The organism is Paenibacillus sp. JJ-100 (assembly GCF_948329825.1).
GTDB lineage: Bacteria > Bacillota > Bacilli > Paenibacillales > Paenibacillaceae > Paenibacillus.
The window spans coordinates 1,098,705-1,120,679 of record NZ_CAOJCM010000001.1; the positions used below are offsets into that span (position 1 = coordinate 1,098,705).

Below are 21,975 nucleotides of genomic sequence, written 5' to 3' on the forward strand. Positions count from 1 at the left end.
CACAAACAATATAAGGATCGGCAAACCTCCTTCTAGCTTCCAATTTTTATCAAGCGCTTTCATTTGTTATAATATAAAACAGTTTATATATTTGTAAACCATAAATATGATACCAATATGATTTGATGGAAGCTGAATAGAGGGAAAAAAGGGATGAGAAAGCTTCAGGTATTTCAATAAAACCGCAATTATTCTCAAATTTAGGATTGAAGTCAGGAACTGTGATGCGATATTATAACGATTAGGTCAGTTGTTTATATAGTTATCAATCATTTTACAATTATACGAACTAAATTGATGAACAAAGATTACAAAAGACATAGGAGGTCAGATCATGACTACATATCAAAACCAATTAATCGCACAGTACACGTTCGAAGATGCCCTAGAGATTGGGAAGGATAGCTCCGGGAACGGACACGATGGCCTAGCCAAAGGGGAGATACCTCCTGCGGTATCCGAGGTGAAAGGCAGATCGGCTGTGACTTTCAACGGGGGAGCGAATGGAACTTCTTACCTGCAATTGCCTCCGGATCTACTTCGGAATGTAAGCGATAACACAGGAATTACTATTGCGACTTGGGTGTTTCTGGGCAGAGGGGTCAATGTGTGGGAACGAATTTTTGACTTTGGCAAAGGAGAAAAGGGACCCTATTTGTTTCTGACACGTTACCTCCGGGGCACGTTATATGCCGGAGATGATCTTGTTGTAGACCCGGGCCGAGGATTTCCAAGCGGAGAATGGATGCACATCGCACTCTCTGTAACAGGCAGTCAAGGTGGCACGCTAAGTAGTGCTGGTCCGATCGTATATGTGAATGGGGAGAAGGTAGCGGACGGTTCCATTAGTCAGACCTCCAGTGGCAATTATGCCAAACTGCGCAGATGGTTTGATTCGTTCACGAATTTTGACAATTATAGCCGAAATTATATTGGACGCTCCCAGTATGCTGCTGATGTAGATTTTACAGGTTCTTTATCTGACTTTCGGATCTATCGGGCAGCGCTTACCATGGATGACGTCATTGAAGTCATGTGTGAATCATTGACAGATGAAGCGATTGTGAAGCTTGCTGCGGACAAATATCTTTCCTTCCCGCACCGCATTATCACCAAAGATGTATCACTGCCGGCAGACTTGTTGGGTGGTAAAGTGACGGTTAATTGGAGTTCCAGTGAGCCGGAAGTCTTATCCGAGAACGGAGAGGTTCGGGCAATCACTACGGCACAAGCGGTTACACTCCGTGCACTTTTGACAAAAGGTGAAAGTAAGCTGAACCAAAGCTTTGACGTGTCTGTTGTGCCAGCACATGTACCTCCTTATACCGTCACAATCCATGGGGATCAGAAGGTAGCTGACATCAGTGAAGTCATGTATGGCCTTTTCTACGAGGATATTAACAATGCAGCAGATGGTGGAATCTATGCGGAGCTTGTTCAGAATCGGTCATTCGAATCATTTGCATTCGATACGTACTCCCATGACTCGGGGGAATGTGGTTGCTCTACAGGCCGGAACCGTGATCCTCTATACGCCTGGTCAGGAGATACCGGGAACATGCTGGTGCAGCATACGGAAGGATTGAATGCTCACTTTAACGTGGAAGATCCTGAGGTCAATGCTTATTATGTAACGGTTCAAGATGGGGCGACGATTCGTAATCGAGGATTCTCGGATTCCAATCAGCATTGTGCCATGTCGATCAAACAAGGAGAACGGTATGACTTTACCCTATGGGCAAAAGCAGAATCGGCTGGTACGATCACTGTTCAATTACAGGATGGGAGTGAGGCTTCCATCAGTGAGTCGGTAACGCTGCATGTTGAAGGCGGTAACACATGGAAGAAGTACGGCTTGACCCTCAGCGGAACGGAGACTGTGCTAGGCCAACTGGCACTCACTTTTGCAGGTGACATCTCCATTGATATGGTGTCCTTAATTCCCCAGAATGTATGGGGAGCTGATCCGACAGAAGAGGGAATATCCCCTTCAGCACACGCCAATTACGCCGGTAATCCGAACTATCGATTGCGCAAGGATCTCATTCAGGCACTTGCCGATCTGCATCCGAAGTTCTTGCGTTTTCCAGGGGGATGTATATCGGAGGGCTCCTTTATCTGGGACAATGTGTATGACTGGAAGGATTCTGTGGGTGCGGTTGAGCTGCGCAAAGAGAATTATAATGTGTGGGGTTATATGATGACGATGGGGCTTGGTTATATGGAGTACTTCCAGTTGGCAGAAGATCTGAATGCAGCCCCGGTACCAGTTATGGCTTGCGGTGTATTATGTCAGGCACGCTCGGATTATGCTCATCCTGCGGGTGGCGCTTTAAGGGATTATTATATCCGGAACTTTACAGACCTGATTGATTTTGCGCTCAGTACAGACATTGAACACAACGAATGGGCGGCGGTACGAAGCCAGATGGGACATCCTGAACCGTTCGATCTTCGTTATCTGGGTGTAGGCAATGAGAACTGGGGTACTGAATTTTTTGCCAACTTTGAAGTATTCAAAAGCTCGATCGATGATTACATGAAACGGAACTATCCTGATCATGAGTTGCACATTATCTCGACGGTCGGTGCACAGGCGGATGATGATGCGTACCAGGAAGGATGGAAATTCCTCAGCGGGAACCTCACCGGATCAGCTCAGGTTGCTTTTGCAGATGGGACAGAGGTGATCGAGGAGACGGTAACCTGGTATGAGAACCAGGACAATTATATGGATACCATTGCGGACGAGCACTACTATCGATCTAATGAATATTTGCTGAATAACGTGGACCGATACAACTATTATGACCGTGCTTATCATGAAGACGGAAGTATTGATTGGAAAGAGACATCCAAAGTATTTGTGGGTGAATATGCTTCTACAGACAAAAACACGCTGGCAGGAGCGGTCTCAGAAGCAGCGGTTATGACCGGATTTGAAAATAATGCGGACGTTGTTCGCTTGGCTGCGTATGCACCATTATTCAACAAAGTATTGACGGATGGTACGTACCGCTGGACGCCGGACTGCATCTGGTTTGATGACGAAACCGTGTGGTATACACCGAACTACTATGTACAGCAGCTTTTTGCAAAATATGTAGGGGATCAAGTGCTCGAGACTTCGTTCTCTACGTACAGCAAAGGTAAACCGCTGAATCTTATTCCGCGTGGCGGCATCGAAATTGCAACAGGTCATGCAGAGATCGTGGTGAAACGAGTCACGGTCACGTCCAATGTCGATGGCAGCATACTATTAGATGAAGATTTCAGGGAACGTACAGAACCTAGTGAGGCATGGAGTCAGATTCCGGGATCGGTAGGGTACACGTTAACCAAAGGGAAAGGGCTCATCTTGAGCGCACAATCAAGCGGATTGAATGGATTGTACTTGCTGAATGACGAATGGACCAACTACAAGGTGCACGTTGAGGCTGAAAGAATTTCAGGTGAGGATGGTTTCTACATCGGCGTCGGATTGACGGATATCTCATCCGAGAATAAGGATGTCATAGAGTACGCAATCAGCTACGGGGGAAATGCCACGGGCGTGAAGGTGTACAAACAAGGGATCGAGGGTTACACATTGGGAGACTATTCTTCCAGTTCGGCAGCAGGTAACCTGAGAGCGTCCAACTATGAACCACTGGAGAATGGAACCGAGTATACGATCACGGTTAACTATGGTGGGGAGACAGGAAAGAACTTGATCTGTTCCTACACGGATGGTAGCCATACCAGCAAGGTTCTGGATTACAAGTTGGAAGCCTACAATCGGGAAGTATTCCACTCCGTTACGAGAGACGCACAGCATGTATATGTGAAACTCGTGAATGCAGATGGTGTGGATAAATCAACCCAAATTTGCCTTCAGGATCTGATGGTCATATCTTCAGCAAGATTGATCACGCTTACCGGAGACGAGACATTGGTGCACATGCCGAATGTGAATCAGAAGAATGATGAGAAAGTGGTGCCGCAGGAACGTGAGATTGAGCTGAATGGGCAATCGGTTGTCATTGAGCTCCCAGCGCATTCGGTGAACGTCCTTGTCATGCAGTGTCACTCATAACAAATGATTAAAATGCCCCCTTCTCGTAGACGTTATCCCGTCTGGAGAAGGGGGCATTATGAATTGAACATGTATCAAGAGTCAGCTCATTCGGTATCCACCCTGGAGTTACAGTTAACAGTACTCTTGCTTAACCAATGAGAACATGATCTTCGGCGTAACCGATTTTGGACGTGCGTTTCTTCTGAGCTAATGCAAAAGCCAGAGTTAGCGGTCCCAATCGACCTGCAAACATGGTGAAGATGATAATAATTTTGCCGGAAACACTGAGCTCACTTGTCAGACCCATTGACAGCCCCGTGGTGCTGAAAGCAGATGTGGCTTCGAACAGAACATCGAGAAAATGGTTCTCAAGGATACCTTCGGAGATGGACAACAGTATAGCAATTCCAAGTACAAACGCCAGAGAACTCAAGACAACAGCAAGTGCACGCATAACGGTTTCCTCTGTTATTTTCCGCTCAAAAGCGTGTATTTGCCCACCGCCCCGGAAAGTTTGAATGGTTGCCAGAACAAGTACGACAAAAGTATTGACCTTTATTCCTCCACCCGTCCCACCGGAAGAGGCTCCAATGAACATCAGGATGATCATGAAAAATTGGGATGTTGCAAGCATGCTTCCAATGTCAATTGTATTAAATCCCGAGCTTCGAGGGGTTGTACCCTGGAATAGTGCGGCCCATATGCGCTCACCGAAAGTTAAATCAGCAAATGTAGACGGATTCCAATTTTCGAGTAGAAAGATAGTGACGAATCCAGCCAAGTACAGAGAAGAACTACCGATTAATACAATTTTGGAATGCAGGGATAGCTTTTTCCATGATCTTTTGCGAAATAGATCGACAATCACAATGTAACCCAATCCGCCAATGATAAAGAGCGTAATGACTGTGAGATTGACCACCGGGTCGCCAACAAAAGGAGAAAGACTGTCAGACCATAAAGAGAAACCTGCATAGTTAAAAGCAGAGACGGAGTGGAATACCGCGTAATAGAGAGCTTGCCCCCATCCCAATTCATTATGCCATCGTAACGTAAGAACCAGTGTAGCCAACGCTTCAAAAGCAATAAGGACGATATACAACGAAAGCCTTACCAAACCTTGAGCAGAGGAGCTATTGGTGGCTTGTTGAATAAGAAGCGGTTGCTTCAATCCAATCCGTTTTCCGAGAATAATGGCCACCATTACACCAAGGGTCATGAATCCCAATCCGCCAACTTGAATTAGAATCATGATAATGTCTTGTCCGAATGTGGAGAACACACTTCCCGTATCCAGTACAATCAGTCCGTTTACACATATTGCGGAAGTGGCTGTAAACAGGGCATCAGCCGATGGGATCGTAGCCAATATCTATATTAATACATATCTCAAAAGAATACATTCTAACGGCTTATGTATAGTATTGCAACCAATTCAAGCCTTTATCGGGTTGTACTCAGCTATTCCCTCTATGGCTGGTCAACAAAAGATACCCAAAGTAAATAGCCCACACTATTGGAGTGATCGGACCCCTCCTATAATTAACGTTGAAGGAGGAGTCAGCTTATGCGATCCAACTACAAACAATTTATACGAAACGTTCCGCTTCATCTCATGATTCTGCCTGGACTGCTCATTATTATTGTATTCGGTTACATTCCGATGGCGGGACTATCCATTGCTTTTCAAAATTTTTCGCCCATTGCCGGATTCAAAAATATGAACTGGGTGGGATTGGACAATTTTAGGTATCTATTTGATTTACCTGGTTTCTCACAGGTTGTATGGAATACAGTATTTATCTCGTCGATGAAAATTGTGTCCGGCCTTGTGATTCCTGTATTTGTCGCCTTATTGCTTAATGAGGTGCGCAAGACAGGTTTTAAACGAACGATTCAGACTATAATCTATATGCCTCACTTCTTCTCCTGGGTTATTCTCGCGGGAATCATCGTGGATGTATTATCTCCAAGCAGTGGTATCGTTAATATGTTGCTTACATCCGTGGGAATTGATCCGATTCAATTCCTGGCCAGTAACGAGTGGTTTCCTTACATACTCGTCATCACAGATCAATGGAAAGAATTTGGGTTTGGTACGATTATCTATCTGGCCGCCCTAACTAATATTGATAAGTCACTCTACGAGGCCTCTGTTATGGATGGAGCGGGTAGATGGAAACAGACATGGCATATCACATTGCCAGGCATACGTCCGATCGTCATTTTGATGGTGACCCTTAGTTTGGGGAATGTACTTAATGGTGGCTTTGACCAAGTGTTCAATCTTTACAATCCACTGGTCTATGAATCCGGAGATATTTTGGATACGATGATCTATCGCATCGGATTGCAGGATGCACAGTACTCTGTATCGACAGCATTGGGTCTAATTAAATCCGTCGTTTCTTTCATATTTATCGGACTTGGTTATTTCTTGGCCTATCGGTTCGCGAATTATCGGATATTCTAGAAGGGAGGCAAGATCATGCACCACGCTTCAAGAGCCTATCGATGGTTTCTAGTTTTTAACTACGTCATCCTGACGATTCTTGCCTTGTTATGTCTGTTCCCAATTGTGAATATATTAGCGATTTCATTTAGTTCGAGTGATGCGGTAAAAGCGGGCAACGTCACATTCTGGCCTGTGGATTTCACGTGGTCCTCCTATCAATATATTCTGGAAAACCAGCAGTTCCTGAACTCATTCGGCACAAGCCTTCTTCGTGTAGTTCTGGGAGTTACAACCAATCTAGTCTTCACGATTCTGGTCGCTTATCCGCTCTCCAAAGAGGCGGTGAAATTTCGTTCAAGAACATTCTATGCGTGGATTTTTGTATTCACGATGCTGTTCAGTGGAGGGTTAATACCGGGTTATCTGGTGGTTAAGGAAGCAGGCCTGTTGGATTCCATCTGGGCTTTGATTCTACCGGGGGCCGTTCCCATTTTTAATGTGCTCCTGATGCTTAATTTCTTCCGAGGTCTGCCGAAGGAGCTTGAAGAGGCTTCATGGATGGACGGGGCAGGACATTTTCGCACATTATGGAGTATTTATCTTCCCATCTCACTTCCAAGTATCGCAACCATTACGCTGTTCGCCATGGTGGGACATTGGAACGCCTGGTTCGATGGCATGATCTACATGAAAAGCCCGGAAGGATATCCGCTTGCTACATATCTTCAATCCATGTTACAGCAGGTGACGATGATTCAGAGTGAAATGATGACGTTGGAGGATGCAACACTGTTAAGTCAGGTATCCGACAGAACGACCCAAGCTTCCCAGATCTTTTTATCTGTTATTCCTATTCTGCTTGTGTATCCGTTCCTGCAGAGGTATTTTGTCCATGGTCTTGTTGTTGGAAGTGTAAAGGGATAAGATCAAAAGGAAGAAAACCGATGGATGGAAGGAGCCGATTTCTGGCTCCTTTTTTGCTATTGAAGAAAGTTGAGGAGAGGGGGGAGATGGGACATTGAGATTCATCCGGGGGAGATGGAGAGAGACATCCATTGTCGTCAAATTGATGATTGCTTTTGTACTGGTCATTCTGCCCTTGTATGGGATAAGCATTATGATTACGCAAGTTAGCTCCAAGCAGATGCAGACTGAGGTGGAGAAGGCACATGAGTCGAAATTGTACTTCTACCATAATCATCTGCAATTCGAATTGGAGCGAATGAGTGCGCTGGTTACCGAATTTTCATTTGATGAGCCCATGTCCACACTAAGTACACGAGCAGCGATTATGAGCAGGTATGAAGTCACGTCCAGCCTGAACAACATTCACAACAAGCTGGGTCAGATCATGGTAACGAGTCCCTACATCAACGATGTGGTGTATTACGTTCCTGCTTTGGACAAACGGGTTAGCGCCGTGGATGGGATTCGGGACGCAGAGGATAGCGAGTGGCAGAATCTGCTCGCCACGATGGGGAATCTGAATGGCGAATTATCCCATTCCAACAATGACCTCTATTTTCTGAAAAGTAATCCGTATAACATGAACCCTGAGGAGCCCCCCAATTTTATATTAGGCATACGCTTGTCTGCTGAAGAACTGAAACACCGATTGCAGCAGTTATCGGAAACGGGTGAAAGTGAGATAACCCTGAGTTTCGGAGAACAGCATAATGTAGTAATTTCTTCTTCCGAGCAGTCAGTATCTGTGAAACCGATCCAAGCCGTTTCGCCTGAAGCGACCGAATCCATGCAAGTTACGAAGTTCCAGTCAGGTCCATATCTCTTCTATTCACTTCATGATAAGGCTCATTCATTCACGTTGACAGCCAGCATCCCGCAATATGTCCTGAGTGCACCACTGAAACAATACAACATATGGCTATGGATGGTGACCTTCATGTCCGTTGTCATTATTATCATCTTCTCGTTATCGATCTATAGATCGATTCACCAACCCTTATCGGTGCTCATGAGGGGATTCAGAATGGCAGAGCAGGGTGAGACAAGCATTGAGATTCCTACATCCAGAAGGGATGAATTCGGTTATTTGTACTCCAGATTCAATTACATGATAGAACGCTTACATATCTTGATCGATGAGAATTATGTTGCACGGATTCGATCAAGTGAGGCAGAGCTCAAACATCTGCAATCCCAGATTCAACCTCACTTTCTATACAACAGTCTGTTCAGCATCAAGCAGATGGCTGAAGTGGAGAATGTGGAATTAATTCAGGAATTCACGGACTATCTGGGGCAATATTTCAGGTACATGTCCAGGGACTCCCACTCCGAGGTATCGTTGGGGGCTGAGGTTGATCATGCGTTGGTCTATGCATCCATTCAGAAAATTCGATTTGGTCCGAGAATTCAATTGAAATTGGAGGATCTCGATGCGAGGTACAGAGTCATATCTGTTCCCAGAGTCATGATCCAGCCGATCGTGGAGAATGTGTTTGAGCATGCACTTGCCAAACGTAGCCAAGGTGGAATTCTACAGGTTTCATACGAACAGAATCAGGATAACCTGTCTATTCGCATTGAGGATGATGGGGATCAGTTATCCGATGATACCTTGAATTTTCTGCAATCCGCCTTTGAAGAGACGGAGCGAGGACATAGGAATGAAGAGATAACCGGGCTCATGAATGTGAATCAGCGATTGCGAATCAAGTTCGGGCCTGCCTTTGGTCTTACAGCACAGCGAAGTGAGCTAGGTGGTTTGTGCATTGTAGTGAATATTCCATGGAAAGGGGAGTAGCGTAATGCAGCGGATGCTTATTGTAGATGATGAACCTGTTATTCTGGACGGACTGTACGCTTTCTTTCAAAAAGCAAATCTTCAGGACATGGAGATTATTAAGGCATACTCTGCCTTTGAAGCCATCGATTGGCTGAACTCGGTGAAGATTGATATTGTACTTAGCGACATCTGTATGCCTGGCATGGATGGCATGCAATTGATTGAGCAGATTATGGATCGGTGGCCACGATGCAAGGTTCTGTTGCTGACCGGTCATAACGAATTCGATTATGCACACCAAGCCATTCGAAACCCTTGCGTTGTTGATTACCTGTTAAAGACAGAGGGCATGAATCACATTCGAGCTGCGGTAGAGCGGGCGTTGACACAGATCTCGGAAGAGAATGATTTTCGCTACCAAGCTGCCTGGTTCCGCAGTAAATTGCCACGAGCACTGCCTCAGTTACAGCGTCAATTGCTACTGGATGTGCTGAAGCGAACGGAGATACACGATATTGCTTCACTTCAGGAAGAATTGGATGCTGTACAACTGCCTTTTGAATCTGATCAACTTGTTATCCCTGTGATTATACGAGTAGAGGAGTGGAACAACGATCAGACTCAGGCGGATCGCAGTCTCATCCGTTATGCCGTTGCCAATGTTGCGGAGGAGCTGTTGCAGGACAAGGCCAAGGTGAAAGCGATTGATCTGGATGCCCAGGTCATCGCGTGCTTAATTCAACCGCAAGAAGAGTATCATTCCCACGTTATGCATGGAGATCGAGGGAGTCAGCTGGACACGTGGAAACGGACTCTTCGTTTTGTCTATGGAACGCTGGAGTCCGTCCAGCAATCCTGTGCGGACTGTCTGAACTTGTCTGTATCCATTATGGTTAGTGAGCAGGCGGTAGATTGGAACGGGATTAATCAGGCGATCGCACAGCTGCGTCTGTCGATCCATGAGAGCCCCGGGCTTGGGATGGAGAAGCTCTTGCGTGTAAATATTCAGAATGATATATCTTACACCCCCAGCATGATGAATCAACAGGGTGTTGTCGTACTCCACCTCGATCAGATCAAACAGCGAATAATCGCCGGCGACCGGGAGTGGATGGAGTCCTTCCAGAAATGGGCAGAGACTGCGAAAGAGGGACTTCAAGATCCGTTCTTTCGAATGAAAACCTATACCGGAGCAGCGAATGTACTCATTGAAGTTCTACACGAACTGGGATTGTATGAATCGGCAATGGAAGAGATATTATTGTCTCGAATGTTGCATTTTGATATCCATACGCCATGGTCCGATCTGCTTCTCTTTTATCAATCGGCATACGAATGGATGATCTCCAAACGAAGCAATGCTCGTCTGAACGACCAATCCCAGATTCTGATTACGATCCATCATTACATCAAGCATCATCTGGAGGACGACCTTTCACTCACACGGATCGCACAGGAAGTCTCGCTTAATCCTTCTTATCTGTCGCGCTGGTACAAACGGATTACAGGCAAAGGCATATCTGATTATATCCATGAACGCAGACTGGAGCGCAGCAAAGAGTTGCTTCTGGGTTCTGCTTGCAAGATGCATGAAATATCCGCCAAGGTTGGATTTAGCGACCAGCACTATTTTTATCGTTTCTTCAAAAAAGCGACCGGCTGTACTCCTCAGGAGTATCGGGATCAGAAAAGTTGAATGAGGTCACAATTGGTAAATCAAAGATACCAGATGTCAACGGGGTACACTCGAAGTGATAGCGCTTACTTAATAGAATGAAATTATACCTCACGGGAGGAGAAAAAGGGGGATTCGTATGAATATGTCATTCAAGAAGTTCTCAATGTTAACATTAACCATGGTGCTGACCACCACGCTTGCAGCCTGTTCTACTGGTGCGGAGAGCACCAAAAATGAAGCTGAGCCGAACAAACAGCAGGATGCTGGAGGACCACTTACGAAATATGACCCACCCATTAAATTGACTTCCACCATGAATGAAACGGGAAAGGAATCACTCGCCCAAGGAGATACGCATGCCAATAACATATGGACCAGAGGGTACAGGGATGAACTTGGTATTGACGTAACGTATGAATGGATTGTTCCCGATGCCAACTATAACGATAAGATGAATGTCACATTGGCAAGTGGTGATCTGCCGGATGTATTGAAAGTAAGCGCAGTTCAATTCGAACAACTGCATGAAGCGGGGATGCTGGAAGATCTAACAGAAGTATACGACAAGTATGCATCGGATCTGGTTAAAGGGTTCATGTCCGCTGAAGATGGAGCAGGCTTAAAGCCGGTAACCAAGGATGGCAAAGTATACGCTATGGTGAGCTTCCCAGGCTCGCTCGATTCTTCGGATATGATCTGGATACGCCAGGATTGGCTGAGCAAGGTCGGTCTTGAAGCACCCAAGTCCATGCAGGATGTCATCCAGATTGCAGAGGCCTTTACCTTTAATGATCCTGATGGAAATGGAAAAGATGATACGTACGGCATTGCTTTAAACAAGGATCTGCCAATAAATGCTTTCTTGCTCGGGTATCATGGTTATCTTGAGACCTGGATCAAGGATGCATCAGGCCAAGTCGTGAATGGAACGATTCAACCGGAAGTCAAAGAAGGTTTGCGTGAACTTCAAAATTTGTATCAGAAGGGTGTACTTGATTCCGAATTTGGGGTGAAGGATTTTGCTAAAATGATGGAGGATGTGAATGCAGGCAAGTCAGGCATGTTCTTCCTGCCACAGTGGGCACCTTTTCAGGTTAGCAGCATGATTAAGAAAGATAAGAACATCGATTGGATGCCTTACCCGGTTCAATCCATCGACGATCAGCCAGCCAAAACACAGAATCATCTTAGCCTGGGCGGTATTTTTGCCGTTCGCAAAGGCTATGAGCATCCGGAAGCGTTAATCAAGTTACTCAATTTTCAGGCTGAAAAAATGTTCGGTGAATCTGCCAAGAAAGAACGGGCTGCATATTTGAACGGACTGACGGGACTTGGTTTTCATAATGCGACAGTCTCGAACCTGCCTGCCAACAAAAATGTGAAGGCACAGGACGAAGTGGAGGAAGCGCTCAAAACAGGAGATACATCCGGCTTGGAACTTGAAGCGAAGCTGTTCTACGATGATATTATGGATTATCGGAATGGAAATCTGGACAAGTGGCATATGGAGCGCATCTTTGGCCCAGAGAGCTCACAGGGTGTGATTAAATATTATCGAGATCATGACCTGATTGTCATGAATGAATTCATCTACGCACCAACGAGAACGATGAATACCAAACAGGCTACATTGGATAAATTGAGAGCCGAGACGTTTCTGAAAATCATCTATGGCAACTTATCGATTGATGAGTTCGATAACTTCGTAACGAATTGGAAGAAACTCGGTGGAGATCAGATCACACAGGAAGTGAATGATACCATTGCTGCTAACCAATAGAATGGTCGGACCCGTGTGATAAATGGATGAAAATGGTGCGTTCCCGAAAGGGGAGGCACCATTTTTAATAAGTCTGATTATTTGCGCGTTTGATTATTTATTGGTAGAGTGCTGTTTCGATGACAACTTGTCTGCGGGAGTTCCCTTGCCGTTGTTTTTGTTATGACGTGCTTTTTCGGCATTATCATTAAATTTCTTCACAAAATCCTTCGTGCTTTCCATCTGTACTCACAGCTCCTTCCAAAAGCGAAATGTGTATTCCGGTTCTTAATATAACCAATGGAAGATGATTTTATTAAAGCAGATCTGGCTAGTAATCCTCGATAGGACATTCATCAGGGTCAGCGCGGACATACTGGACAGGGGAAGTGTAGCCGTCTAAACTGTATAGACTAACCAGACTCAATAAGAAGGGATGCGGCGACTCAGACATGTTGCAGAAATTCGGTTTTACACAATATGAAAGTCAGGTTTATGAAGCTATACTTGCTCAGGATGAGCCACTGGATGCTACTACGATCGTGAACGCGTCCAATGTGCCAAAGGCTAAAATTTATGAAGTGCTCAATCGCATGATTGATAAAGGTATCGTGTTAACAACGATGGATGGCAAGAAAAAACTGTATATGGCGGTAGATCTCCAAACGGTTATTCATAAGATCAAGCTTGATTTTGAGAAGGATATTGAATCGTTGAAAGAGTATAAAATCAAACGTACATTTACCGATGAGCACATCTGGACTTTAAAGGACGAGTCATCCATCGCCTCGAATATTGAGCAGTTGATTAAAGAGGCAGATTCGTCTATTCTTTTTCTGGCCTGGAACGAACGAATGGAGAGATACCGTGGTTTGTTGGAGCAGAAGGAGGAGCAAGGTGTGTATGTGGAAGTGCTTGCTGTCGGTGGTTTGGAAAGCTCTCTAAGCCGCATATATTCACTCATTCCACTGCTCGATGCACCAGAACCATCACAGCTCGTGATTGTGGATCATACGTATTTGCTGTTCGCTGGTCTGGAGAACGATTCCTGGAAAGCGATCAAGACGATGTCTAAACCGATCGTTAAAGCGATGACTGATTATTTCTATCATGATGTGGCCCTGACACAGATCACAAAAAAATATGGGGAGCAACTTTTGCAAGATGAAGAAATAGAGCGTTTGCTCACGAGGTTGATCTATTAAGAAACTATTCTTTCGAAGAATAGTTTTTTTATGCTCTTGAAAATAGTGTGAAATAACATTGAAATTTTTCATTGAACTTTTTTTCTGAATAAGTTACTATCGTAGTTGTAACTTGCAAGGAGGATATGTAACGATGAATAAAAAAGTATATGTTTTGACCATTGCTGCTTTCGTGGTCGGAACGGTTGAATTAATTTTAGGTGGTATATTGGACCTGATTGCCACAGATCTTCATCTTTCCTTGGCGAAAGCCGGGTACTTGATTTCAATTTTTTCACTGGTATATGCAGTTTCTGCGCCGATCCTGCTCAATCTGACAGCCCGATTTGAGCGTAAAAAGGTCTACATGGCTTCGTTACTTGTATTTTTGATTAGCAACTTGATCTCTGCATTTAGCGTTAACTTTTACATGCTGATGGCAGGACGCATGCTTGGAGCTGCTACAGGTTCCCTTATTTTTGTGCTGTCTTTGACGCTGGCCTCTCGTATCGTTAAACCTGAGTATAAAGGTCGCGCAGTAGGTACAATTACGATGGGAGGTAGTGCATCACTGATTCTCGGTGTACCTATTGGTATCTATGTGGGTAACGCCCTTGGATGGCGTGAAGTATTTATGTTGATTGCCATACTGACTGTATTGGTGATGGTGGCGATCGGTTTTGCCATGGACCGTGTACAGCCTGCACCCGCAGTGAGTCTGAAAAATCAGCTAAAAGCACTATGGAATCCAAAAATGCTGGCCATTCACACCACGACACTGCTTGTACTTGCAGGACATTTAACGTTATACGCCTACTTCACACCATTTCTACAGGAGACCATTGGTGCGAGTGCAACGGCGATCACCCTGATCTATATGATGTTTGGGCTTGCGGCTGTTGCAGGTGGAGGGATTGGTGGAGTATTGTCCGATCGGTTGCATCCTGCCAAAGCCATTGTCATCGTGCTGATTCCGTTTATTATCAGTATGGCTGTTATCCCTTTCAGTACCGGATTGCCTCTGATTGCTTTTCTGCTGTTGTTAAGTATCTGGGGGGCCCTCAGCTGGACCGTTACACCCGTGCAGAATAGCCTGATTATCAAGACTGCACCTGAAACATCTGAAATTCTGATTAGCACCAACTCCGGTATTGCTCACGCGGGTATTGCGCTGGGAACTTATATTGGTGGGCTTGTAATTGATCATTCATCGATTATGAACACTGGCTGGGTCGGCTCTATCCTTGTGTGTGCCGGACTCGGTACTGCAGTTCTCGCCATTAGTATGAAAGAAAAACATGCTCATGCCGTTGCCTAACGGTAACGTCTGCCTGATAAAGTTCGCCTTGTTTATATAAGACCTTTGCATTTCCACTGTTATCATGGAAGTGCAGAGGTTTTTTTATAACTCTAACGAGTGTTATCTGAAAAATAGAACAGGTACATACGGTGCTAAAGGAGTTGCTTTTCCGGCGTGAATTCATATAATTTAGTATATAATTAAAACAGTTTTAAAAAGTATAATAATATATGGTCGTACCTGAATGAATTTACGAAGTGCGCATAATAAAACAAGGATGCCACGACGTTGAACTGTTGCGGCATCCTTGATACATTTTACCTTGATAAGGTTATATGTTACACCTTGAAACTTAACGCTTCAGGCTTTTTCCATTGCTGGCAATAATCTCTTTGTACCAGTGGAAGGATTTTTTGCGATAACGTTCCAATGTACCTGAACCATCATCGTGACGGTCAACATAGATAAAGCCATAGCGTTTCTTCAACTGAGCGGTGGAGGCACTTACGAGATCAATACAACCCCAAGAGGTGTATCCCATAATGTCTACTCCATCTTCCAACGCTTCGCCAACCTGAACGAGGTGATCATTCAAATATTGGATACGATAGTCATCTTCCACCGTTTTCTCGCCATCCGGACCTGTGACTAACTCATCTACTGCGCCGAGACCATTTTCTACGATAAAGAGCGGTTTCTGGTAACGATCATAGAACATGTTCAGCACGTAGCGCAGTCCTTGCGGGTCAATCTGCCAGCCCCATTCACTTGCAGGCAAGTATGGGTTAGGGATACCACCAATTAGATTTCCTTCACCAGCCACTTGTTTGGCAGGATCGGCCGTCTGACATGTGCTCATGTAATAGCTGAACGAGATGAAATCGACGGTGTTAAGCAGCATCTCTTGATCGCCGTCTTCCATATGAATTTCGATTCCATTTTCACGGAAGTAACGTTTCATGTATCCAGGGTAGCGTCCACGCACGTGCATATCACCGAAGAAATAGTTACTATGTTCATACTCCATAACCTTGATCACGTCATCCGGGTTCGGGGTCAGTGGATAGGTTGGCATACTTAAAATCATGCATCCAATCTGAGCATCCGGGATGATCTCATGACACAACTTCACCGCAGATGCACTGGCCACAAGTTCGTGGTGGATGGCCTGATATAAGTCTTGTTTGCTCAGTTGCTCCTTAGGTGTGAAGATACCTCCACTCATGAATGGGAATTCTAGAATCGAGTTAATCTCGTTGAAGGTAAGCCAGTACTTCACTTTGTTCTTGTAGCGATTAAAGACAGTTGTTGCATAACGCTCATAGAAGCCAATCATCTTGCGGTTCACCCAGCCGTCGTATTCTTTGGCTAGGTGCAGAGGCGTCTCGTAGTGTGATAAAGTGACCAATGGCTCAATGCCGTATTTGAGGCACTCATCAAACAGATCATCATAAAATTGCAAGCCTTCTTCATTTGGCTCAAGCTCGTCCCCTTTAGGGAAAATGCGAGACCATGCGATAGATGTACGGAATACTTTGAAACCCATCTCGGCGAAGAGCTTCACATCTTCCTTGTATCGGTGGTACAGATCGATACCGACCAGTTTCATATTGTCTGGAGTTGGCTCATCCGTGATCGGACCCATGACACCTCGGGGTGCTACGTCTTGAGTGGACAACCCTTTGCCGCTCAGATTGTATGCACCTTCAGCCTGGTTAGCCGCAATGGCACCACCCCACAGAAAGTTTTCGGGAAATGAATACGGTTGATTCAGAGATTTGCTCATATATATCGCTCCATTCAATTCATTTATTGTGAACGTCTAGCGTTCATACATATTCTCTTTCAAAAAAAGCTTACACGTTGTAACGGGTTACACGTCAAGTTTTACTTTTCAATCAAGAGATTAGACATATTATAATTGGCATTTATCCGCAGGAAAGGAGTGAAGGGATGTCTAAATTTGATGAGATTATGAAACGTTCTGGCTATTCACGAGCCACAGTATCCCGGGTAATCAACCGGTCGCGACATGTTAGTGATGAAGCGAGACGAATTATCACCGATATTATGAATGAACTGGATTATATACCGAATCGAAACGCAGTCTCCTTGTCCACTGGACAGACAAAACAGATCGGTATTGTCACTGCGATGATCGATGAGCTAAGTTTGACTTTTATTAACCAATTCATGGATACCGCGATGGACTATGGATTTCAGACCATTGTGTACATGTCTCGCAGTGACAAACAAATTGAGCTGCAGGCTTTCGAAGATCTGCGGAGTAAACGTGTGGATGGTCTGCTAATTGTGACTTGCGTTAATGATCCAATTGAGTTAAAAGCATACATGCAATATGGACCGATCGTATCATGGCAGCGAATGGGGAACGACGAAATTCCCTCCATTGCGATGGATCAGGCTCAAGGATACCGATTGGCGTTGGACCATCTGGTGTCAAAGGGCTACACACGTATTGCCAATATCTTTGGCAGAAAAAGCAGTCTGAATACGAGAAGTCGCCGCGAAGCGTATGAGACGTTCATGTCTAGCAAGGGATTGCCTGTGTGGCGTGAAGCTTATCAATATTCTGTATTCACTTCTTCCGATGGGGAAGTAGCCATGCGCCGAATGCTTGAAGCAGGCGAGATGCCGCAAGCGGTGCTTTGTTCTAACGATTACGCGGCGATCGGTATATTGAGTGAGGCGCGCAGACAACATATAAGGGTTCCCGAGCAGCTCGCAATTGTTGGTTTTGATGATATCGAGTTGTCTCGTGTGCTCGAACTAACGACGATTCATAATCCAATTGCTGAACAAGCCAAGCAGGCATTTTATCATTTGTGGAAAGTGCTGGGGAAGGAAGAGCTTCCGACAGAATCACTGGAGTACCATTTCATTGAACGATCAACGACTTGAGGAAGTATAACATGAGATGTGGTGAATGTTAGGGAGTTGTCGAGCTGAATGGAGCTGGGTCGATAAGGTTCGTATTTGTTCCAGCTCATTTCAATAATTATTCAAATTTGAAGTAAGTGTAAATGGATCGAATGCCTTATACTGAATAAGAGCTTACACACGTTGTATCAGCAAGTAATACAACGTTGTACAGCATCATGAATTAAGTTACATATTTCACAAACAATCTTGCGGAAAGGTGAGAGCGAGCGGAATGAACACGGTCACAGGTCGATTCAGAATTGCGGGCATATGGGAGGGGATTTCTCTTCTGCTGCTTGTTTTTATTGCAATGCCATTAAAGTATTTTGCCGATATCTCGTCAGCTGTAGCTGTACTGGGAATGATTCATGGTATTTTATTTCCATTGTATCTCATTGCACTGGTACATCTGGGCATCGTCAGAAAATGGAAGGTATCGCTATGGCTGATGGGTTTTTTGGCGGGTCTGCTTCCTTTTGGAACATTTGTATTCGAGTCTTATCTCAAAAAAAGAGATTGGCAATAAACGCACGATAGCGCGTGATAGCACCAACTAACGTTTAATTAACGTTAAGTAACCTCGGCTAACGGTACCGAAGACGAACTAACGTTAACTATCGCAAACTAAAACTAAGTAACGTAAGCAACCTCCTGTATGAATACAGAAGGTTGTTTTTGTATAGGCGTTCGTTTCAGGATCTCGTACAACATTATGTATGTCTAGGTGTGCCAGCATGAAGCACTGAATCATTATTAGGGTTTAACTGTGCCGGTTTGTCGATCCGATAGAACACCATACTCATGGTCTGACGGTGCAGCCGATGCGAAAGCAGAGAAAGATGAGACAACAAACAGAGCAGCAAGTAGCAGGAGCGTCTTCTTAGTCATATTTTCACCTCCGTATTTCAAAAATGCGTTACACATCCATTTTAATCCATAATTGAAACTTGTGGGATGTTATTGAGAAATAATTTTATTGATTTTTTGTTGCAAAGTTAACAGTCATCTGCTTCCGATATTCCGTCGGATTCAAACCAGTATGTTTCTTGAACTGTCTTGAAAAATAATAGGAATCGTTGAATCCAAGATGATCAGCAATCTGGGTCATCGCAAGGGAGGTGTGACTTAGCATCTCCTTGGCCTTGTCAATTTTTCTGCTGGTCAGGTATTGAATAGGCGGCATACCCATCTGTTGTTTGAAAAAACGAATAAAATAATTAGGATGCATATGTAGCATCTGAGCTAAATACGGAACAGACATATTCTCTTCAATATGTGCATCGATATAGGTAAGCAGGGTGGACAATTTTTCAACGACAGGTACGTTTACGTAGGTAATCTGGTTCATATCCAGGTTTTTGATGTAGTGGGACAGCAGTTCCGTCAGTTTACTCCTAGCCATCAGATGCGCGTATACTTCATTGGAGTTGGCATAGGTCAGCATGCTATTAAAAATATCTTGGAATATCTCAGGCTGGCTCACGTGGACCATGTGAGGGAATTGGAGAATCTCAAATAGATTGATGCCTCCGACTTTGGCCGAGAAGTGACACCAGTATTTAAGAAAAGGTTGATCACTAATGGAGGAGTATGATTGCTGTACCCCTTCTGGCATCAAAAAGAGTTGTCCTGGCTTGGGGTAATATTCTTGATCCCCGATTTTAAGCCAGCCTTCACCCTCGCAAATCCAGTATAGTTTGCTATAGTCCGGCGTGTAATCCAGATCTCTCCAATCTGGGCCGCAACGGTTGTAATTGACCATGAACAAATCCACTTGCAGGTTGGACAAATAGGTAGTTAGCAATGTTTGATGATCCATAGACACACTCCCTGTAGGTTATTATCGTCCATCTAATAGTTAATGTTCTGCATGGGCAACCGACTCTCGTCACACTACAATACGAATGTAGGTTACCAGGGAAGGAAGGGAACAGCGTATGAACAAAATCGAATATTTGCAGCAGATTGATGCGAAGATTGCTAGCGGGAAATTCAAGGATAACTGGACTTCACTTCGTGAATTTGTCGTTCCCGCATGGTATCAACAAGCCAAATTCGGTATTTTCATTCATTGGGGCGTGTATTCGGTTCCGGCATATGATAGTGAGTGGTACCCACGTAATATGTACATTCAAGGCTCCAAAGCCTATGAACATCATCTGAAGGTGTACGGAGATCATAAAGAATTCGGATATAAGGATTTCATCCCGATGTTTAAGGCAGAGAAGTTTGATGCAGACGAATGGGCTACTCTGTTCAAGCAAGCAGGCGCAAGATATGTAATGCCTGTTGCAGAGCATCATGATGGCTTTCAGATGTATAAGAGTTCTATCTCTCACTATAACACATATGAAATGGGGCCCAAACGTGATCTGCTCGGAGAGATGAAAGCTGCCTACGAGAAGCAGGGGTTAACCTTCTGTGTATCATCCCACCGTGCAGAGCATTGGTTTTTCATGTCACATGGTAGACAATTTGATTCCGATATCCAAGATCCGATGCAGTACGGGGATTTTTATTGGCCCGCTATGCCAGAACCAGATCATCAAGACCTGAACGGATCGCCGCCTTCAGTAGAATATCTGGAAGATTGGCTTATTCGATGCTGTGAACTCGTGGATGAGTATCAGCCTAGCGTGTTCTATTTTGATTGGTGGATTCATACTGCTGCATTCAAGCCCTATCTGAAAAAGTTCGCTGCATATTATTACAACAAAGGGGAGGAATGGGGCATCCCGGTTGCGATCAATTACAAGCATGATGCGTTCATGTTTGGGGCAGCAGTTCCTGATGTGGAGCGTGGACAATTTGCGGAGCTTAAGCCTTATTTTTGGCAAACGGATACGGCTGTTGCGAGAAATTCATGGTGTTACACAGAAAATAACCATTACAAAAGTGCAGAAGAGATCATTCGCGATCTTGTAGATATTGTAAGTAAAAATGGGAGTCTGCTGCTAAATATCGGGCCCCGTGCAGATGGAACCATTCCGGATGAAGATCGGAATATCCTGCTGCAGATTGGAAAGTGGCTCGAAGTGAACGGAGAGGCGATCTACGATACATCGTTCTGGCGGACGTATGGTGAAGGGCCTACAGTGGTGAAGGAAGGGCAGTTCACAGACGGCGACACAAAGGCTTTTACCCAGGAGGATATACGATTTACGGTAAAAGGCAGCAGTCTGTACGCCGCTGTAATGGTTTACCCGGATCATGGCGTTGTGCGTATTCGATCGCTGAGAGAAGGTTCACCGCATTTTCATGGCATAATTAAAAAAATTCAGGTTCTGGGATTTGAAGAGCAGCCCGATTGGGAGAGAAATGAAAATGCTTTGTCCATTACCACAACACGTGTAAAAAGTGACGCACCTGTCGTATTCAAAATTGATCTGGATTAAAGTTGAAACGACACAAACGTAGGTATAATGAGAAGAAGAACTGGCGAAGGAGCTGGTTCTTTTTTGTGTGCTTTATTAAAAATAAATACGAGTTAAGAGGGGAAGGGGGTTGAAAGTCCTTAATGTTAGATTCTCAATCATTTGAAAATTGCGCGAATACGAAAGGTTGGGCGTTAAAGTTAGAGGCGATAGACACATAAAAGCATGATATAGACTTATTTTCTATTTTTTTCAAATAAAGGACTTGTGCATACTGGATTTTGAATCTATACTATACCAATAAAATCCAATTAAGACTTAAATTGAACTTTACTATGTGATTTAATACGCATTTTTTCTTCCGACCCGTACGAATTACCCGAATTCATTGACCACTTCAAGGCAAACTTTCTGCTAACGCTTCTGAATATCCTCCACATGAATGCTTACGAACATTCCAGTCCTATTCGAACTAA

General features: G+C 44.5%; 16 protein-coding genes. 11 read left to right on the forward strand and 5 right to left on the reverse strand.

Going from position 1 to position 21,975, the window contains the following annotated elements; genetic code table 11:
- Positions 1–334: 334 nt before the first annotated feature.
- Positions 335–4,075, forward strand: a complete 3,741-nt coding sequence (locus PQG66_RS05230) for an alpha-L-arabinofuranosidase C-terminal domain-containing protein (RefSeq protein WP_272035824.1) — start codon at positions 335–337, stop codon at positions 4,073–4,075.
- A gap of 130 nt (positions 4,076–4,205) precedes the next feature.
- Here PQG66_RS05230 and PQG66_RS05235 read toward each other — a convergent pair whose 3' ends face one another.
- Positions 4,206–5,426 (reverse strand): TrkH family potassium uptake protein, encoded by a 1,221-nt coding sequence (locus tag PQG66_RS05235; RefSeq protein ID WP_272035826.1) that lies wholly within the window; start codon positions 5,424–5,426, stop codon positions 4,206–4,208.
- Positions 5,427–5,624: 198 nt separating this feature from the next.
- On the opposite strand from PQG66_RS05235, the gene PQG66_RS05240 reads away from it, so the two are divergent.
- The 5 genes from PQG66_RS05240 (at position 5,625) to PQG66_RS05260 (ending at position 12,719) form a co-directional block, all read left to right on the forward strand.
- Positions 5,625–6,530 (forward strand): ABC transporter permease, encoded by a 906-nt coding sequence (locus tag PQG66_RS05240; protein WP_272035828.1) that lies wholly within the window; start codon positions 5,625–5,627, stop codon positions 6,528–6,530.
- Positions 6,531–6,545: 15 nt separating this feature from the next.
- Positions 6,546–7,436 (forward strand): carbohydrate ABC transporter permease, encoded by an 891-nt coding sequence (locus PQG66_RS05245; protein ID WP_272035830.1) that lies wholly within the window; start codon positions 6,546–6,548, stop codon positions 7,434–7,436.
- Positions 7,437–7,530: 94 nt separating this feature from the next.
- A complete protein-coding gene (locus PQG66_RS05250; protein ID WP_272035832.1) occupies positions 7,531–9,279 on the forward strand; it encodes a sensor histidine kinase in 1,749 nt (582 codons plus the stop codon).
- Between the two features lie 4 nt (positions 9,280–9,283).
- The gene (locus PQG66_RS05255) at positions 9,284–10,957 is read left to right on the forward strand and encodes a response regulator transcription factor (RefSeq protein ID WP_272035834.1); all 1,674 of its coding nucleotides are present in this window, start codon (positions 9,284–9,286) and stop codon (positions 10,955–10,957) included.
- A gap of 118 nt (positions 10,958–11,075) precedes the next feature.
- Entirely contained in the window at positions 11,076–12,719 is a 1,644-nt protein-coding gene (locus PQG66_RS05260) for an extracellular solute-binding protein (RefSeq protein WP_272035837.1), read from the forward strand.
- 93 nt (positions 12,720–12,812) lie between these two features.
- On the opposite strand, the gene PQG66_RS05265 is transcribed toward PQG66_RS05260, so the two are convergent.
- A complete protein-coding gene (locus tag PQG66_RS05265) occupies positions 12,813–12,941 on the reverse strand; it encodes a DUF4023 family protein (RefSeq protein WP_272035839.1) in 129 nt (42 codons plus the stop codon).
- Positions 12,942–13,150: 209 nt separating this feature from the next.
- Here PQG66_RS05265 and PQG66_RS05270 point away from each other — a divergent pair, with 209 nt between their 5' ends.
- Together PQG66_RS05270 and PQG66_RS05275 are read left to right on the forward strand one after the other, a co-directional pair.
- Positions 13,151–13,903, forward strand: coding sequence for a TrmB family transcriptional regulator (locus PQG66_RS05270; RefSeq protein ID WP_272035841.1), 753 nt, complete (start codon positions 13,151–13,153; stop codon positions 13,901–13,903).
- Positions 13,904–14,036: 133 nt separating this feature from the next.
- A complete protein-coding gene (locus tag PQG66_RS05275) occupies positions 14,037–15,200 on the forward strand; it encodes an MFS transporter (RefSeq protein WP_272035843.1) in 1,164 nt (387 codons plus the stop codon).
- Between the two features lie 334 nt (positions 15,201–15,534).
- Here the strand turns inward: PQG66_RS05275 and PQG66_RS05280 are convergent, their stop codons facing one another.
- The gene (locus tag PQG66_RS05280) at positions 15,535–16,968 is read right to left on the reverse strand and encodes a glycoside hydrolase family 1 protein (RefSeq protein ID WP_272035845.1); all 1,434 of its coding nucleotides are present in this window, start codon (positions 16,966–16,968) and stop codon (positions 15,535–15,537) included.
- 167 nt (positions 16,969–17,135) lie between these two features.
- On the opposite strand from PQG66_RS05280, the gene PQG66_RS05285 reads away from it, so the two are divergent.
- Entirely contained in the window at positions 17,136–18,104 is a 969-nt protein-coding gene (locus tag PQG66_RS05285; RefSeq protein ID WP_272035847.1) for a LacI family DNA-binding transcriptional regulator, read from the forward strand.
- Between the two features lie 253 nt (positions 18,105–18,357).
- Entirely contained in the window at positions 18,358–18,651 is a 294-nt protein-coding gene (locus tag PQG66_RS05290; RefSeq protein WP_272035849.1) for a DUF3817 domain-containing protein, read from the forward strand.
- 227 nt (positions 18,652–18,878) lie between these two features.
- Here PQG66_RS05290 and PQG66_RS05295 read toward each other — a convergent pair whose 3' ends face one another.
- Positions 18,879–19,013 carry a hypothetical protein gene (locus PQG66_RS05295; protein WP_272035851.1) on the reverse strand — a complete coding sequence of 45 codons (135 nt, stop codon included), beginning with the start codon at positions 19,011–19,013 and terminating at the stop codon, positions 18,879–18,881.
- Positions 19,014–19,098: 85 nt separating this feature from the next.
- Entirely contained in the window at positions 19,099–19,944 is an 846-nt protein-coding gene (locus PQG66_RS05300) for an AraC family transcriptional regulator (RefSeq protein WP_272035853.1), read from the reverse strand.
- A 118-nt stretch (positions 19,945–20,062) separates the two neighbouring features.
- Between PQG66_RS05300 and PQG66_RS05305 the strand changes: the two genes are divergently transcribed.
- A complete protein-coding gene (locus PQG66_RS05305; RefSeq protein WP_272035855.1) occupies positions 20,063–21,520 on the forward strand; it encodes an alpha-L-fucosidase in 1,458 nt (485 codons plus the stop codon).
- The last annotated feature ends 455 nt before the right edge of the window (positions 21,521–21,975 follow it).